Here is a 16707-nt window from a genome sequence, read left to right as displayed (position 1 = left end):
TCCTGATACGCACTTGTCTTACATTTTGTTACAATACCAGAAACTCACCCCATGAAAAATATTTAAACAATTCTGTCTAAATCAAGGCAGAAAAAAAGAGGCTTTTTATATTCATGGCTATGAACAAAAGATCCTTTCTCAAAAAACTGAGCCTGCTAGGTGCAGGTACCACTGCTTTTGGACAATCGATGGCCAATTGGATACAATTGCATGAAGGCAAGTCAGCAACAGAACTGGCCGCCGATGAATCTTTTTGGGAAGGAATCCGGGCTGGTTACATGCTCAAGCCCGAGTACATCAATCTGGAAAACGGTTATTACTGTATTCAACCCCAGGAAATTCTACAAAAATATCAGCAACACATTCGGGACGTAAACCTGCAAGGCGCCTACTACATGCGCACCGTGCAGTGGGAAAACAAGCAGAAAGCAGCTGCAAAACTGGCTACTGTTGCCGGCTGCAGTCCTGAGGAACTGATCATCACCCGAAATACCACAGAGAGCCTCGACATGATTATTGCCGGTCTCAACTGGCAAGCGGGGGATGAAGCCATCATGGCCGAGCAGGACTATGGAGCTATGCTCGACATGTTTGCACAAATCAGTAAGCGATATGGGGTAGTTTGTAAGCGGCTATCGGTGCCCAATCATCCGGCCAGCGATGATGAAATTGTGCAGCTGTATGCCAATGCCATCACACCCAAAACAAAGCTCTTGATGGTATGCCATATGATTAATATTACCGGACAAATATTGCCTGTAAGAAAAATTGCGGACATGGCCCACAGCAAAGGGGTTCAGGTATTAGTAGATGGAGCCCATGCATTTGCGCATATCCAATTCAATATACCTGATTTGCACTGCGACTATTACGGTGCCAGTTTGCACAAATGGCTGAGCGTTCCATTAGGTGCCGGTTTGCTGTATGTAAAAAAAGACCGCATTGATAGCGTTTGGCCATTGCTGGCAGAAGGCCCAAAACCATCTGGAGATATTAGCAGGCTCAATCATATTGGCACTCATCCTGTGGCCACCGATTTAACCATTTCCGATGCTATTGATTTTTACCAGCAACTGGGCCCTGCCCGAAAAGAAGCCCGCCTTAGATTTCTGCAGCAATACTGGACCTCGAAGGTGAGGAAACTGCCTAACATCATCCTCAACACGCCAGAGGATCCACAACGTAGCTGTGCCATTGCCAACGTTGGTATCGCTGGTATACATCCTGCAAAACTGGCTGAAACGCTGCTCAAAGAATTCAAGATTTATACGGTAGCCATTGATGGCGCCAACGTGCATGGCTGTAGAATTACCCCCAATATTTATACCACAACTACTGAGTTGGATGTGTTCATCAATGCACTGCAAACGATGGCAGCAAGGGCATAATTTCAATGTTGCTGCAGCGAGTATAGATAATGTTTGAGAAAAGTTGAACAAGATTGAACATTCTCCAAAAGCCTTGTCGTACTTATCCACAGCCCTGTAGTGCACACCACTACCCTGATGGGTTACCCCTACTACAAAGCGGTATTAAAACCGTACTCACTATTGTTCACTAAACAAAAACACATGGTACAAAAGACTTACTTCAAGACAAAAGATTACGCCAAAGTAAAGTTCACCATCAGCCCTGAAAATGCTGAAACTGTAGCGGTTTTGGGCCTCAATGGCGACTGGGAAACCACAGTTGACATGAAAAAGAAAAAGGATGGTTCATTTGCCACTGAAGTAACCCTGCCCAAAAACTCAAAGCACGAATTCAAATATCTTGTAAATGCGCAGGAGTGGTTGAACGAACCAGAAGCTGACGAGCAGGTAGCCAACGCCTTTGGCGGAAGCAACAGCCTCATCTTGATTGACTAAAGGCTCCGCCAGCGGCTGCAACAAGCCACGGCGTTTTCATATAAAAACATACAACGAAATGCTGCCACTATGCTAGTGGTGGCATTTTTTGTATGTGATACTTGTATTGTGGTGTTATATATTACCACACAGTACTGTTATGCCTGTCATCAATGATTATTTTTTCCGATATAACCGGTAGGCCATATAGCTTAGGCCGGGCACAATAATGGCACCAAACCGGTACCAATGACGCTGTTGTGCCAGACCATAAGCCCACATCCACCAGGCCAGTACCGCACTGCCAATGATCAGTATCCAAAATAAAATGTGGGCTATCGGCTTTTCGTAAAAAGACCTCCGGCGAAAAGATGATTGCTGCATTATATCTGAAGTGGACACAAGCTGCAGTGGATGGCTTTGATGAAGAGGGCGTCTGCTGCTTACGTATTTCTATTTGTGTAGCAAAAGCTTCCGCAAATTGAAGAAAAGCCTGCTTATCCCACTGGTGGTCGGATAGGCGCAGTTGGTAGGGAAAAGGCGAAACTGAAATGTATAGATAGTTGTATTGCTCCAGCGACTTTGTCATGTCCGTGCCCGCTTTATAATACAAAATTTGCGACCAGCTGAAATGCCTTACCGTTCGCTTCAACACAGGCATTAAAGAAAAAGACCGGATTTCTTGCGTGATGCCACCATCATGTAAGGTGTACGTACAATTCCCAGCCAACAAGCCCATCATCAACAGGATTACTCCCATCAATACTGCAACGCTTACCCATACAGGAGCGCCAAGCAAAATGGGAATAAACATAGCCCCCATACCTGCTTGCATCATCAAGATAATACAGAGCCAAAAAGGCCAGCGAAAAGCCCGGCTATTGAAAACCGCTATGGGTGCTGCAGCATCTGTCGAAGTGTTCATACCATAAATGTCGGGCAGATGAGCATGCAACCAATACCCTGCAGCAGGTATAAAAAAAGCATGGCTTTCGCCATGCTTCTCCACTCCATTTTGAAGGAGTTTATTTCTTTTTGACCACGGCCTTTTTTGGTGCCGCTTTCTTGGCGGCTGCCTTTTTTGGTGCCGCTTTTTTTGCGGTGGCTTTTTTCTCAAATGCGTCGGGCACCTGCGCTACAATGATTGACTTCACTTCTTCTAAATCAATCACAGCGGCTTCTTCTTGGGTATACTTGCTTTTGCCAGGCTTACCCAGTTTCAGCATCTTCTTGCCGAAACGGATGTACGGACCCCAACGACCATTTTCAATACTGATTTTCAGCTCCGGCCATTGCTGTATATAGCGGTTCGATTCTTTCTCCACCTTGGCGGCAATGAGCTCATCGCAATCCTTCTGCGTCAGCGCATCAAAGTTGTAGCGACGTGGTACGTTGATGTACAAATCGCCCCATTTGATGAACGGGCCAAAGCGACCTTTACCCTTCGTCACGGGTTGTCCCTGATACGTAGCGATTGGTGCATCTGCCTGAACCTTTTCGGCTATCAAAGCTTGTGCACGGGCCATATCCACCGCCAGCGGATCTTCTCCTTTGGGCAGGCTGATGAAAGCATCCCCGTGTTTTACATACGGACCAAAACGACCAATGCCGACACTCACTTCTTTGCCGTCAAATTCGCCCAATGTGAAGGGCAAACGGAACAAATCCAATGCCTCTTCGAGGGTAATGGTTTCAATACTTTGGCCGGGGCGAAGGCTGGCAAACAATGGCTTTTCTTCATCATCCACACTGCCAATTTGTATCATGGCGCCAAAGCGGCCCATGCGGGCAAAGACGGGCTTGCGGCTTTCGGGGTGTTCGCCCAAATGACGCTCCCCCTGTGGCACGGTCGGCATGCTCCATGGTTTCTTCTACTTCCTTATGAAAAGGATCGTAAAAGTTGCGCACCATGCTGTTCCACTGCTGCTTGCCTTCGGCTACTTTATCAAACTCTCCTTCTACCCTGGCGGTAAAAGAATAGTCCATCACATTTTCAAAATGCTTGTTCAAAAAGTCGGTTACCACAAATCCAAGATCCGTTGGAAACAGCTTGGCTTTTTCAGCACCATAGTTTTCCATTTGCGTAGCGGAAGAAACCTTATCAGCTTTCAATTTCCAAATAACTACGCTGCGTTGCTGCCCTTCGCGGTCTTCTTTTACCACATAGCCACGCTTGAGGATGGTAGAAATGGTTGGTGCATACGTAGAAGGACGGCCAATGCCGAGTTCTTCCAGTTTCTTTACCAGCGACGCTTCTGTATAGCGGGCTGTTGGGCGTGAATATTTTTCAGCAGCCGTCATTTCCAGCAAGTCAACAGACTGGCCCACACTCAGGTTAGGCAGACGGCCATCTTCTTGCTCGTCTTCTTCATCGGAGCCTTCCAGATATACTTTCAAAAAGCCATCGAACTTAATGACTTCACCACTGGCAGACAGTTCTTCGCCATTGGTGCTGATGCCAATTTTAGCCGTTGTTTTTTCCAGTTCGGCATCGGCCATTTGCGAAGCGATGGTCCGTTTCCAAATCAGGTCGTACAGGCGGGCACCTTCTGCATCATCAATGCTGGAATGCTCCATGTACGTGGGGCGAATGGCTTCGTGTGCCTCTTGTGCACTTTCGTTTTTGTTTTTGTACTTGCGTATTTGCAAATACCTTTTGCCATAGTTGTTTTCGATGGTATTGCCAATGGCGCCGAGAGCCGTATCACTCAGGTTCACACTATCGGTACGCATGTAGGTAATGTGACCCGCTTCGTACAACTTTTGGGCAATGAGCATGGTTTTGGCCACACCGTAGCCCAGCTTGCGGCTTGCTTCCTGTTGCAAAGTGGAAGTGGTAAAAGGTGCAGCCGGTGTACGTTTACCAGGCTTCACTACAATATCTTTTACTTTATAAGCAGCACCGAGGCAACTGTTTAAAAATTGCTCCGCAAGTTGGCCGTTGGCAAAACGACCACCTTCTGCAGAGAAACTCACGTCTTTGCCATTGAGGTCTTTGCCGGTGAAATGTGCTTTTACTACAAAAGCACTCTCCGCCTTAAACGTGTTGATTTCTCTTTCCTTATCTACAATCAGTTTTACTGCAACGCTTTGCACACGGCCGGCACTCAGGCCACCCTGGCGGCCAATTTTGCGCCACAACACCGGGCTGATTTCAAAACCCACAATGCGGTCGAGCACCCGGCGGGCCTGCTGGGCGTTTACCAGATTCATGTTTACCGTACGAGGGTTGGCCACCGCTTTTTGAATGGCGGGCTTGGTGATTTCATGAAACACAATCCGCTTGGTGGTGGCAGGATCCAAATCGAGCACTTCGCACAAGTGCCAGCTGATGCTTTCTCCTTCACGGTCCTCATCGCTTGCCAACCAAACTTCCTCAGAAGATTTTGCCAGTTTGCGGAGTTCACTCACCACTTTTTGTTTTTCATCCGGCACTACGTACCGTGGTTGAAAACCATGGTCAATATCAATGCCCATGTCGTCCTTTTCCAGGTCGCGGATGTGGCCGTAGCAACTCTTTACCTGAAAGTCTTTGCCCAGAAATTTTTCGATGGTTTTGGCCTTGGCCGGGCTTTCTACAATGAGTAAGTTTTTTGCCATGATGTGCGAATAGCGGGGAGTAAGTTCTATGTTAATGGGTGGAAAAATACCGGGGGTGAACCAGCGTTTTCCACGGCAATATTAGGATAGTTTGTAAAAAACAACGTCCTGCGGTTGTGAGCAGCTTACAAAACCGGAGCAGTTTACCAGCATTCGAGGATGCGTTTCCGCACTTTATTGTCGCGGTAAATGCGGCTGTGGCCCAACCCTTCTGTCACCATCAGTTCCACATGACCGGGCAAATGCGGAATGGCAGGCTCCACATCATCAAAGGGCGTGGTATCATCCAACCGGTCGTGAACCCACAGCACCTGCCCCTGATGCTCCCGCAGCAGGCGGGGCAGCGAAAACCAATCCATTTTGTGACCGGCCCGCTTTTCCAGTTCCTCCACAAACAGGGCTTGCAGGTTGGCAGGCAATTGCAAAAAGCGGCTGAAGTTTTGCGTAGCCGACCGCACTTCTACCAGCGGCGCCACCAGTGCAATTTTGTTTTGCTGCTTGTGGCCGAGGGCATCCAGCGCCAGCATCAGGCTCATGCCGCCAAGGCTGTGGGCCAGGTAAGCATCAAACCCTTGGTGATGGCGAATTATATCTTCGAGCACCCATTTGTAAATGATGAGGTTGAGCCGGCTGCCATTGCTTTTGCCATGTCCCGGAGCATCGTAGGCCAGCACTTCGTAGCCTTTTTTCAAAGAGGGGTAAATGTATTTTTCAAACGATTTGCAGCTGCCGGCAAAGCCATGCACGATGAGCAGTTTTTGCCCGTTGGGCTCTTTGGGCAACCAATGATAGCCGGCCAGTTGATGCTCACCCGAGTTGAGCCGCAGCCGCTTGGCTTCTTTCCAAATGGGCGGGTCTTTACGGCGGGGCCGGGCATACGGTTTTTGAAACAAATCGATGGCTGAAGCGGCTGCCCATCTGGCATTGAGCACATGCATCAGGTTGAGCTTGGCCTTGTAATATTCCACCACCAGTTTTTGCGCTGCCGTCATCCCACGTTGTGTTGCCATATCCCGCTGAAGCTTTGCGCAAAGAAACAGTACTCTGAATTGCTTTACTTTGAAATGATGGAAATAGTATTGATAGGAACAGGCAATGTGGCTGCGGTGCTGGCCGGCATGTTGCAGCAAGCCGGGCATCAGTTGGTACAAGTGCTGGGGCGAAATGCAGCAGCCGTGAAGCAGTTGGCCGATAAATATGGAGCTGAGGGCAGCACGGATTTTTCGGCCATCCGGCAACATGTACCATTATATATTATAGCCGTTTCTGACACGGCCATACCCGAAGTGCTGGCACAGCTGCCCAAGCTGAAAGGCCTGCTGGTACACACGGCAGGTTCGGTAAGCATGCAGGTGCTGGCAACTGTATCGCCCAACTATGGCATTTTGTATCCGCTGCAAAGCCTGCGGAAAGAAGCGCCGCCCACCGCCCCCGTGCCACTGCTCACCGATGCTGCCACGCCCGACGATTTGGCGTTGCTCGATGATATAGCCCGCAGCCTCAGCCCCATTACGGGCCATGCCAACGATGTGCAACGCCAGTGGCTGCACATGGCCGCCATTTTTGCCAACAACTTTACTAACCTCATGTATGGACAGGCGTACAACATTTGCGCAGCGCAGCAAGTACCGTTTGAACTGCTGCAACCACTGATGCAGGAAACCGTAAACCGCCTTACCAACAATGACCCGAAACAATGGCAAACCGGCCCTGCCGCCAGAAATGATAGTGGCACGATTGCCAAACATTTGGCGCTGCTGCAAACTCAGGATGCGAACATGGCCGCCATGTATCAATTCCTCTCTCAGCAGGTGAGCCACTGGATGCAGCACAAGCCCTGATGTTGAGAAACGGAATTTTTTGCGCCCTGCACCCCAACCAAATCAGGATTTGCAGGTTATATGCAGGCGAAGCGAAACGGCAACCCTTATTTTTGCCGCCCCAATACGAAACGAACCAATCATTATGTATACCATTCATTTCAAGTTTGAAGAAAAAGGCCTCGACCCTGTAACACTGACCAAAATAGAAGCCGGTGATTCCATTTTGGAAATTGCCCTGAAAAACGACATCGAACTGCACCACAACTGCGGCGGCGTATGTGCCTGCAGCACTTGCCATGTATACATTGAAAAAGGGGAAGACTACCTGCCGGAAATTACCGACCGTGAAGAAGACTTTATTGACCGTGCAGTGAGCCCCCGCCTCAACAGCCGCCTGGGTTGCCAGTGTGTGCTGGAAGCCGGCAGCGGTACCATTGAAGTAACCGTGCCTGACCAATCACAGTTTTTGGGAGAGTAACCACAATTAGCTAATTAGTTAATTTGAAAATGTGCTAATGCAATACAGTGAAGGTTTTTGTATTGATGTTTCATTTTCAAATTATCCATTTTCAAATTTTCAAATTCTTATATGAGCTACGAACCGCCTATTCACTGGAACGACTACGAAGACATTGCCATTAAACTGTATGAAAAGTTTGGCGATGAGTTCAACGAAGGCAAAATTTACCGCATCCGCTTTACTGATTTACTGGAGTGGGTGTTGCAAATTCCTGGCTTTGTGGGTACCCGTGAAGAAAGTAACGAAGGCCATCTGGAAATGATTCAGAGCAGCTGGGTGTACGAGTGGAGAGACAACCAGAAATAGGATTTCGGATGGCTGATGTAGGATGCCTGATGGCTGATTTTCTGCCATCTTTACTACCAACTATCATCCACCATCTATCAACTTACCGATGAACGTACTAAGCCTTTTTCCCAACATAAAAGTGTTTGCCTTTGATGTAGACGGAGTGCTGACGGACGGCACATTGTACCTGATGCCCGAGGGTGAAATGGTACGCCGCATGAACATCAAAGACGGCTACGCTTTGCAACTGGCGGTGAAGAAAGGCTATGAAGTCATCATCATTAGTGGTGGCCAATCTGATTTGGTAAAAGAGCGGCTGCACAAATTGGGCATCCGTCATGTGTACATGCAGGTGCACGATAAAAAGCAGGTACTTCAAGACTTTTTGCAGCAAGCATCAATACAGCTTGTCGCAAACGCTTTTTATGGGCGATGACATACCTGATTTGGATGTGATGCAATCAGTAGTATTACCCTGCTGCCCTGCCGATGCCTGCAGCGAAATACAACAGGTTAGTCTGTACATCAGTCCACAGGTTGGTGGTGCCGGAGCCGCCAGAGATGTGATAGAAAAAGTGCTCAAACTCAATGGCGATTGGGTGCATACCACGCAGGTGCAGAGCCGGTAGAAATAATTTTGCCTGCTCCCCTGCCCTCGATATTTTTACAACATGCAACTATTAGGTCATTTTTTCCGATTGCTCCGCTGGCCTAATCTGGTGTTTATCGCTATTACACAAATCCTCTTTCACTACTTCATTGTTTTACCTGCTGCCAACAGCCATGCTTTTCCATTGCATTTGCAGCAGCATTTGTTTTGGCTCATCGTAGCAGCCAGTGTGCTCATAGCTGGCGCAGGCTATATCATCAACGATTATTTCGACATCAATATTGATCAGGTAAACAAGCCCGACCGCATGGTGGTAGACCGCATCATTACCAGGCGCATGGCTATATTTTGGCACCTTGTTTTTTCTGGCATCGGCGTATTGCTGAGTGTATATGTTGGCTACAAATTGCACAATCCGCTTATTGCCATCGGCAACATACTTTGTGTAGTGCTGCTGTGGGTGTATTCTACCACCTACAAGCGGAAAATGATTATCGGCAACGTACTCATTTCGCTACTTACAGCATGGGTTATCCTTATCATGTTGGTGGCTGAATTACCCGGCTGGTGGAACAGCATCATCACCGCAGCCGACACACAAGCTTCAGTAGCAAGGCTAACCCGCATTGGGGTGTTGTATGCCGCTTTTGCGTTCATCATTTCACTCATTCGTGAAGTGGTAAAAGACATGGAAGACATAGAAGGCGACCGTCGGGCACAATGCAAAACACTACCCATTGTGTATGGTGTAAATGCTTCAAAAGTATTTGCCGGTACCTGGCTGGCTATCCTCGTAGTAATGCTGATAGTGATGCAAACCTATGTACTCATTTTTCAATGGTGGTATGCATCGTTGTATTTGCTGGTAACAGTTACTATACCGCTAATATTACTATTCAAGCATTTGTTTAAAGCCACTACTACAATACAGTTTGCTCAGGTAAGCAGCTGGCTCAAATGGATAATGCTAGCTGGTATTTGCTCTATGGTTTTCTTTATGTTGTATACCCGATAAGTTTATGAGAAGTTCACTGCCCCGCATCATCTTGGCCAGCCAATCGCCCCGCAGAAAAATGCTGCTCGAATGGGCTGAAGTAGATTTTGAAGTGATTGTAAAACACACCGATGAAATTGTAGACCCGGCGCTGCCTATTGTAGCAGTACCCGTAGCCATAGCACGTGAAAAAGCCTTAGCGGTAAAACAAGAACTTACCCGTTGGGCAGAAGGCCGAACAGAAAATAGTACGCATTTGCCCATACTGGCTGCCGACACCATTGTGGTGCTCAATGACCGCATCATTGGCAAACCCGCCAACCGCGAAGAAGCGGTACAGTTTTTACTTCAGTTGTCTGGGCAAACACACAAGGTGATAACAGGTGTTACCCTACTCACTGCTACTGACACATTTTCCTTTGCAGACATCACCTCCGTTACTTTTCATGAGCTTACACAACAGCAAATAGAATACTACGTAGACAAATACGAACCCTACGACAAAGCCGGAGCCTATGCCATTCAAGAGTGGATTGGTGTAACAGGCATTAAAAGTATTCAGGGTGATTTTTACAACGTAATGGGGCTTCCGGTGAGTCGTGTTTTACAGCTGCTAAAGGAATTGTAACCTCGTCAGGTTTATGTACATTAGCGGAGACACACCCTATACCCGCTATGAACGAACGTTTGCTACAATTCATCTGGCAGTTTCGCTACTACAATGCGCAACAACTGCAAACTACATTACATTATCCTATAGAAGTGATTCACCCCGGTGAATGGAATACCCATCAGGGGGCCGATTTTCAAAATGCCAGAATCAATATTGATGGAACCATTTGGGCGGGTGCGGTAGAGATGCACCTGCACACCAGCGACTGGTACAAGCACGGGCATCAACACGATGACCGTTATGCCAAAATCATTTTGCATGTGGTGTACGAACATGATGTGCCCGACTGGCCAACTGAGGTTCCTGTATTGGAATTGCGCCATCGCATTTCGGGCATGATGCTACAACAGTACAGCAGCTGGATGAGTAGCCAGCAAGCCATTCCTTGTGGCACACAAGCGGCTGCAGTCCCCTCCCTCATTTGGCAAAACTGGCTCGATAGGTTGCTGGCAGAAAGATTGCAGGAAAAAACAAACCGCGTTGCCAAACACATTCAGCAAACACAACAGCATTGGGAAGAAGTGTGCTGGCGCATGATCAGCCGGGCCATGGGTGGTGCTGTCAATGGCGAAAGCTTTGAACAAATGGCGTCATCTATTTCTGTAAACATTTTAGCGAAGCACAAAAACCAGATTCACCAACTGGAAGCGTTGCTTTTAGGGCAGGCAGGTTTGTTGCATAAACACATGACCGATAAGTATGCACAAATGCTGTACAAAGAGTACCAGTTTTTGCAACAGAAATATCAGCTGCGGGTCATTCAACAGCCGCCCTCCTTTTTAAGAATGCGGCCGGTCAATTTTCCTACCATTCGATTGGCACAGCTGGCTATGCTTATTCATCGGAGCAGCCATTTGTTTTCGCAACTGCTGGAAGCAAATGAACTCAAACAAATTCACCAGTTGTTTGATGTAACAGCCAACGACTACTGGCAAACGCATTTCAAGCCCGATCAGGAAAGTGAAGCGCAACCTAAAACATTGGGAAAGCAAGCCCTTGACAGCGTTGTCATCAATGCCATTGCACCCCTGTTGTATGCTTATGGCAAAGCATTGCAACAACCTGCACAAAGCGAAAAGGCGTTGCGTTTTTTGCAAGCCACTGCTGCAGAAAAAAATACGTTCATGACCGCTTTTGCAGCCATGAACGTAACTATAGAAAATGCCTATACTTCGCAGGCATTGCTGCAACTGCGCAAGCAGTACTGCGATGCCCGACGCTGCCTGGAGTGTGCCGTGGGCAATCGCTTATTGCGCAGCGAAGCCCTTAGCCCCACTGGTAGCTAATCACCTGCTCCAGATCGGGGTGCAGGCTACGGGCCACCGGGCAGGCATTACCAGCAGCTTCCAGTATCTGTCGGTCTTTATCAGTAATCTCTAGTGCCGGCAGTTTTACCCACACTTCAATTTTTACAATGCGTCGAGGTGGTTCTTTACTCATGTGTTTTTGTACGTCTACGGTAGCGCCTGCCAGCTCTATGCCCATATCAGTAGCCTTGATGGCCATAGTCGTAATGAGGCAAAGGCCCAGCGAAGTAGCCGTTAAATCAGTGGGCGAAAACCTTTCACCCTTTCCCCTGTTATCCGTTGGTGCATCGGTTTCTATACCTGATCCACTCTGATTATGCACAGCTGTGCACCTTAACGCTCCATTGTAAATTAACGATGCGGTCATACCTTATTTTTGGGCTAAATTTACTGTTACCAACAACATTATTCCATGCGCATGTCAACTTTGCTTCCTGCTACCCTCACCTGCTTGCTTACACTGGTACTGGTTTCTGCATCAGCACAGGAAGCCACTCCGAAAAAATCCAAGTCGGAAGAGAAACAAGCCCGCAGGGAAAAAATCAACCAAATACGCAAGGCTGAAGAAGAAGGCGCTATTGTGTACAACAAAGAATGGGTAATGGGTGGCCGCTTGTACAGCGATGGCTGGGGTGCTTACTACCAGCGGGCCAAAATGAAAACCAACTATAAGTCGAATTGGTTTCTGGCTGAAGTGGGCATTCGCAAAGCCAACAACGAATTCAAGTTGGGTAATGAAGACATTGCATTGGGATTTGCCCTCAGCAGACCTTATATCTACGGCAAGCAAAATGTTTTTTTACAAACCAAGTTTGGCGTAGGCCAGCAATTTTTAATTGGTGGTAAGGGTACTAAAAATGGCGTCGCTGTTTCGGCATTGTATGGTGGAGGTTTAGCATTAAGCTTTTTGAAACCTTACTATATAGAAAAATTTGATGCGCGGAAAAACGAAGTTCTTACCATTAAATGGCAGGACAACAACAGCTATACCGACACCCTTTTTATGGATGACCGGGTAATGGGTGCCAGTGCTGGTTTTTTCAAAGGTTTTAGTGAGTTGAAGTTTCGCCCGGGTGTTTTTGCAAAAGCCGGTTTACGCTTCGACTATGGCCGCTACAATGAACTCATCAGCGCCATTGAATGCGGTGTAAATGCAGAATTTTATGCGCAGAAAATGCCCATCATGGTAGACAATACCGCCAAACGTTTTTTTGCCAATTTGTACATCGCTGTTGAATTTGGCCGGCGCAAATAACCTTTTGCACAGGATGCTGTTTATTCAGCAACTATTACCTTGCACAAATTATGAGTTGTATTACACAGGATCAATCTGTAGAGAAGATAAAGAAACCATCGTGGCTGCGTGTAAAACTGCCCATTGGCGAGAGTTACAGGCATGTGAGAGGATTGGTAGACAATCATAAACTGCATACCATTTGCGAAAGCGGCAATTGCCCCAACATGGGCGAATGCTGGGGTGCAGGCACCGCCACATTTATGATTTTGGGAAATACCTGTACCCGCAGCTGTGGCTTTTGTGCCGTAGCTACAGGCCGCCCCGACCCCGTAGATTGGGACGAACCGCAGCGTGTAGCCGAAGCCATTCACCTCATGAAAGTGAAGCATGCAGTAATTACATCAGTAGACCGTGATGAAATTGCAGACGGTGGCAGCATTATCTGGTACAATACCATTAAGGCGGTGAAAACACTCAATCCGGAAACCACACTGGAAACACTGATTCCCGATTTTAAAGGAGAAACAGAAAACATTTTGCGGGTAGCCGAAGCGGCACCCGAAGTGATTAGCCACAACATTGAAACGGTAGAACGCCTTACCCGCCAGGTGCGCATTCAGGCCAAGTACTGGCGTAGCATGGAAGTGCTGCGTACACTCAAACAGGCCGGCATCCGTACCAAGAGCGGCATAATGCTCGGCCTCGGCGAAAGCATGGATGAAGTGAAGCAAACCATGGAAGACCTGCGCAATGTGAATGTAGACGTCATCACCATTGGCCAATACCTGCAACCTACCAGCCGCCACCTGCCCGTAGATCGTTTTGTACACCCCGATGAGTTTGCCATGCTTCGTGAGTTTGGCTACGAACTGGGCTTCGACTATGTAGAAAGCGGCCCATTGGTACGCAGCAAGCTACCACAGCGAAAACCACGTGATTGCCGGCTATGGCCGCAATGCCTGGATGCAGGAAAAAACCGCCGTGACCGCTACTGCGTAAATAAATAAAATCATTAATGATACAGCAGGCACCCGCAATGGGTGCTTTGCTATTTTTAGGCCATGAAGCAATTAATGGTTCTTGCGGTACTGCTCAGCACTACCCTTTTTGCAAATGCACAACTCACCTGGCAAAATGTAGATTCAGCTTTCGGGCCATTGCCCAAAGGCGTACATGTATACCGCACCAATACGGCATTGGCTGGCAAACCCAACATTGCGTATTACATCGAACTACCACTGAAAAACAAACAGCTTTCATTTGATGCCCTTACAGGAAACGGCAAACGTTTTACGCCAACCCAATACTTCGAACAGCATGCGTCGCCACTGGTAGTAACAAACTGTACCTTCTTTTCTTTTGCCAACAATGCCAACCTGAATATGGTGGTTAGCCATGGACAGTTGAAAGCTTACAATACACCTTCGGTAAAACAGGGCAAAGACAGTACCCGTTTTTTTTATGTAACCCGGAGTGCCATTGGCATCAGTAAAAAACGAAAGGCAGATGTAGCCTGGACCTATACCGATACTGCGCTTCAATACGCCTATGTCTGGAGCAAGCCCAGCACGGGTACTGGCAGCCATGCAGATCCTGATTTACAAGATCTCATATCCGCCAACCCCAGCTTGCCAAAACCTGTAAAGTGGAAAATGCAAACCGCCGTGGGTGGTGGCCCGGTGGTATTGGAAGCCGGCGAGGTAAAAGTGTACAACAAAGAAGAACGCATGTTTGTAACCGGCCTGCAAGACAAACACCCCCGCACAGCCATGGGCTACACTGCTGACGGCAAACTCATAGTGCTGGCTGTAGAAGGCCGCAACCCCGGCATTGCCGAAGGCGCTACGCTGGAGCAATTGGGCCAGATGCTGAAACAAATGGGTTGTATAGAAGGCCTTAACCTCGATGGTGGTGGTAGCAGTTGTCTGCTCATCAACGGAAAACCCACCATTAAACCATCTGACAAAGAAGGCCAGCGGCCTGTGCCTGCCGTATTTGTGGTTACAACTACAAGCCTTTAGTGGCTTTGACTATTGTATAAAAAAGACTTCCGGAGGAACTTTGGCATAGAATTTGGGATAATACTTGTGAGTTTAAGGTTAAAACATTAAATTCATTGTCCCAACATTAAATATCCTCCGGATATGAAAAATATAATACCCCTTGCAGCCCTCATGGCTGCATTATTTTTTGTCGGATGTCAGAAGTTCGACGGCAATCAGGACTCGAAATTATACGTGTACCTCACGGATAATTCTATTCCTGCAGATGAGGTGAACGTAGATATTCAAGGTGTAAAAGTGAAATACCAGGGTACAGTGGAGCCAGCAGGCAGCAATAACCCCGGCAACAGTGAAGATTGGGTGTGGCTGGACGTAAACGAAGGTATTTACAACCTTCTTCAATATACCAATGGTCGCACTACCCTGTTGGCTGTAGGCGGTGTACCTGGTGCACACATCAAAGAAATGCGCTTTGTATTGGGTAAAAACAACAGTGTAAAGTTCGACGGACAACTTTACCCTATGAGCCTGGAGCCTGGTGCCGAATTGGGTTTTAAAATAAACGTGGTAAAGCAAATGGCCATTCCTCGTGATTCTATCACCATTGATTTTGACGCTGCCCTTTCAGTAAAAGAAGTGGATGTTCATCAGTACCACCTGGTACCCCACTTAGTAGTGAAATAACGATAACGGACAACCCTTTCTAATAAAAGCGGGGCATTCATAGAGTATGAATAGCCCCGCTTTCTTGTAAAAACTTCCGGTTTATTTCTTTTCCCAAACCAGTGCACTGGCTCCCAAAATAGCCGCATCGCTTTCTTTCAGCAGGCTGAAGATGAGCTTTACTTTATTGCGGAAAATGGGCAGCAGATTTTCTTCCATGTACTTGCGTACCGGCTTCATAATAAGGTCGCCCGATTTGGTTGGTCCGCCAAACAACACGATGGCTTCAGGTGAAGAGAACATCACAAAATTGGCCAGTGCCATACCGAGCACTTTGCCGGTATATTCGAATACCTCAATGGCAATTTCATCGCCCTGCAAAGCACATTCGTGCACGTGATAGCTTTCCAATTCTTCTACCGGCACATTGCGGAGCAACGAGGTTTTATTATGGTGTTTTTCCAACAGTTCGAGAGCAGTAAGGCGAATGCCGGTAGCTGATGCATAGGCTTCCAGCGAACCATGAGCACCAGTGCCCCAATGCAATCGTCCGTCTGGTATAATGATGGTATGGCCCAGTTCGCCGGCAAAACCATCGTGACCATAAATCAACTGTCCATTGGCGACAATGCCGCTGCCCACACCAGTACCCAACGTAATCATGATGAAATCTTTCATGCCCCTGGCAGCACCGTACATCATTTCGCCCACCGCAGCAAGCGTTGGCATCATTGGTAAGGCTGGCACTCAGGCTAAATCTTTCAGCAATCATTTCCGCCAAGGGGATAACCCCTTTCCACGGCAGGTTTGGTGCGTACTCTACGGTTCCTTTGTAATAGTTGCCGTTGGGTGCTCCCACTCCTATGCCTTTTATTTCCGACACACCACCTACCGACTCAATAGCGGGTAAAATGGCTTCGTACAAAGCATCAATAAACTTATCGACCGACTTGTGTTTTTTGGTGCTGATGGCACCACGGTAATAAATATCGCCACGTGTATCTACCAGGCCGAATTTGGTATTGGTGCCACCTATATCAATGCCGATGGCATATTGCTGAGACTTGTCAATCACAGAATTTGATTCAATTCCTTCTTTCATTCACTCAAAAATTCAAAAGTTCAATTCTAATACTGTTTATCGA

Annotated in this window: 20 protein-coding genes and 1 pseudogene; 14 read left to right on the top strand and 7 right to left on the bottom strand. The window is 47.6% G+C overall.

Annotation, left to right across the window (positions count from 1 at the left end; all coding sequences use genetic code 11):
- Positions 1 to 119 precede the first annotated feature (119 nt).
- Both GLV81_RS06765 and GLV81_RS06760 read left to right on the top strand, forming a co-directional pair.
- On the top strand, positions 120 to 1388 hold the full coding sequence (locus GLV81_RS06765; RefSeq protein ID WP_157477978.1) for an aminotransferase class V-fold PLP-dependent enzyme: 1269 nt from the start codon (positions 120 to 122) through the stop codon (positions 1386 to 1388).
- Between the two features lie 183 nt (positions 1389 to 1571).
- Positions 1572 to 1865 carry an isoamylase early set domain-containing protein gene (locus GLV81_RS06760; protein ID WP_157477976.1) on the top strand — a complete coding sequence of 98 codons (294 nt, stop codon included), beginning with the start codon at positions 1572 to 1574 and terminating at the stop codon, positions 1863 to 1865.
- A gap of 121 nt (positions 1866 to 1986) precedes the next feature.
- Here GLV81_RS06760 and GLV81_RS06755 read toward each other — a convergent pair whose 3' ends face one another.
- The 4 genes from GLV81_RS06755 to GLV81_RS06745 all read right to left on the bottom strand — a co-directional run bounded on the left by GLV81_RS06755 (position 1987) and on the right by GLV81_RS06745 (position 6454).
- Positions 1987 to 2853, bottom strand: coding sequence for a hypothetical protein (locus GLV81_RS06755; protein ID WP_157477974.1), 867 nt, complete (start codon positions 2851 to 2853; stop codon positions 1987 to 1989).
- 16 nt (positions 2854 to 2869) lie between these two features.
- Positions 2870 to 3700: a topoisomerase C-terminal repeat-containing protein gene (locus GLV81_RS20095; protein WP_246186297.1), complete on the bottom strand. Its 831-nt coding sequence runs from the start codon at positions 3698 to 3700 to the stop codon at positions 2870 to 2872.
- Positions 3585 to 5444: a type I DNA topoisomerase gene (gene topA / locus GLV81_RS06750; protein ID WP_246186296.1), complete on the bottom strand. Its 1860-nt coding sequence runs from the start codon at positions 5442 to 5444 to the stop codon at positions 3585 to 3587. The genes GLV81_RS20095 and topA overlap by 116 nt, the downstream gene beginning before the upstream one ends.
- A gap of 143 nt (positions 5445 to 5587) precedes the next feature.
- Positions 5588 to 6454 carry an alpha/beta hydrolase gene (locus tag GLV81_RS06745; protein WP_197428997.1) on the bottom strand — a complete coding sequence of 289 codons (867 nt, stop codon included), beginning with the start codon at positions 6452 to 6454 and terminating at the stop codon, positions 5588 to 5590.
- 39 nt (positions 6455 to 6493) lie between these two features.
- Between GLV81_RS06745 and GLV81_RS06740 the strand changes: the two genes are divergently transcribed.
- From GLV81_RS06740 to GLV81_RS06710, 8 genes are all read left to right on the top strand, one after another.
- Positions 6494 to 7285 carry a Rossmann-like and DUF2520 domain-containing protein gene (locus tag GLV81_RS06740; RefSeq protein ID WP_197428996.1) on the top strand — a complete coding sequence of 264 codons (792 nt, stop codon included), beginning with the start codon at positions 6494 to 6496 and terminating at the stop codon, positions 7283 to 7285.
- Positions 7286 to 7409: 124 nt separating this feature from the next.
- Entirely contained in the window at positions 7410 to 7745 is a 336-nt protein-coding gene (locus tag GLV81_RS06735) for a 2Fe-2S iron-sulfur cluster-binding protein (RefSeq protein WP_157477968.1), read from the top strand.
- Positions 7746 to 7856: 111 nt separating this feature from the next.
- Positions 7857 to 8093, top strand: a complete 237-nt coding sequence (iscX, locus tag GLV81_RS06730; RefSeq protein ID WP_157477966.1) for a Fe-S cluster assembly protein IscX — start codon at positions 7857 to 7859, stop codon at positions 8091 to 8093.
- Positions 8094 to 8181: 88 nt separating this feature from the next.
- Positions 8182 to 8511: a KdsC family phosphatase gene (locus GLV81_RS20090; protein WP_246186295.1), complete on the top strand. Its 330-nt coding sequence runs from the start codon at positions 8182 to 8184 to the stop codon at positions 8509 to 8511.
- The gene (locus GLV81_RS20085) at positions 8501 to 8704 is read left to right on the top strand and encodes an HAD family hydrolase (protein ID WP_246186294.1); all 204 of its coding nucleotides are present in this window, start codon (positions 8501 to 8503) and stop codon (positions 8702 to 8704) included. Before GLV81_RS20090 ends, GLV81_RS20085 begins: the two co-directional genes overlap by 11 nt.
- A 42-nt stretch (positions 8705 to 8746) precedes the next feature.
- The gene (locus GLV81_RS06720) at positions 8747 to 9700 is read left to right on the top strand and encodes a geranylgeranylglycerol-phosphate geranylgeranyltransferase (RefSeq protein ID WP_157477964.1); all 954 of its coding nucleotides are present in this window, start codon (positions 8747 to 8749) and stop codon (positions 9698 to 9700) included.
- A 4-nt stretch (positions 9701 to 9704) separates the two neighbouring features.
- Positions 9705 to 10307, top strand: coding sequence for a Maf family protein (locus GLV81_RS06715; RefSeq protein ID WP_157477962.1), 603 nt, complete (start codon positions 9705 to 9707; stop codon positions 10305 to 10307).
- 47 nt (positions 10308 to 10354) lie between these two features.
- Positions 10355 to 11638 (top strand): DUF2851 family protein, encoded by a 1284-nt coding sequence (locus tag GLV81_RS06710; RefSeq protein ID WP_157477960.1) that lies wholly within the window; start codon positions 10355 to 10357, stop codon positions 11636 to 11638.
- Here GLV81_RS06710 and GLV81_RS06705 read toward each other — a convergent pair.
- Positions 11619 to 12026, bottom strand: coding sequence for an OsmC family protein (locus tag GLV81_RS06705; protein ID WP_157477958.1), 408 nt, complete (start codon positions 12024 to 12026; stop codon positions 11619 to 11621). The genes GLV81_RS06710 and GLV81_RS06705 overlap by 20 nt on opposite strands.
- Before the next feature lie 45 nt (positions 12027 to 12071).
- Here GLV81_RS06705 and GLV81_RS06700 point away from each other — a divergent pair, with 45 nt between their 5' ends.
- From GLV81_RS06700 to GLV81_RS06685, 4 genes are all read left to right on the top strand, one after another.
- Positions 12072 to 12914, top strand: a complete 843-nt coding sequence (locus GLV81_RS06700; protein WP_157477956.1) for a hypothetical protein — start codon at positions 12072 to 12074, stop codon at positions 12912 to 12914.
- Between the two features lie 50 nt (positions 12915 to 12964).
- Positions 12965 to 13903: a lipoyl synthase gene (gene lipA, locus GLV81_RS06695; protein WP_157477954.1), complete on the top strand. Its 939-nt coding sequence runs from the start codon at positions 12965 to 12967 to the stop codon at positions 13901 to 13903.
- 54 nt (positions 13904 to 13957) lie between these two features.
- Positions 13958 to 14917, top strand: a complete 960-nt coding sequence (locus tag GLV81_RS06690; RefSeq protein ID WP_157477952.1) for a phosphodiester glycosidase family protein — start codon at positions 13958 to 13960, stop codon at positions 14915 to 14917.
- A gap of 123 nt (positions 14918 to 15040) precedes the next feature.
- Positions 15041 to 15583, top strand: coding sequence for a DUF4382 domain-containing protein (locus GLV81_RS06685; RefSeq protein ID WP_157477949.1), 543 nt, complete (start codon positions 15041 to 15043; stop codon positions 15581 to 15583).
- A gap of 81 nt (positions 15584 to 15664) precedes the next feature.
- Here the strand turns inward: GLV81_RS06685 and GLV81_RS21150 are convergent, their stop codons facing one another.
- Entirely contained in the window at positions 15665 to 16294 is a 630-nt protein-coding gene (locus GLV81_RS21150) for an ROK family protein (RefSeq protein ID WP_281350797.1), read from the bottom strand.
- 46 nt (positions 16295 to 16340) lie between these two features.
- Positions 16341 to 16664 (bottom strand): annotated as a pseudogene (locus tag GLV81_RS21145) (ROK family protein); the annotation flags it as partial.
- Between the last annotated feature and the right edge of the window lie 43 nt (positions 16665 to 16707).

Origin of the sequence: Phnomibacter ginsenosidimutans (genome assembly GCF_009740285.1) — a bacterium.
Lineage (GTDB): Bacteria > Bacteroidota > Bacteroidia > Chitinophagales > Chitinophagaceae > Phnomibacter > Phnomibacter ginsenosidimutans.
The sequence above is the reverse complement of the archived record's forward strand: the minus strand, read 5'-3'. Positions and strand labels throughout refer to the sequence as shown.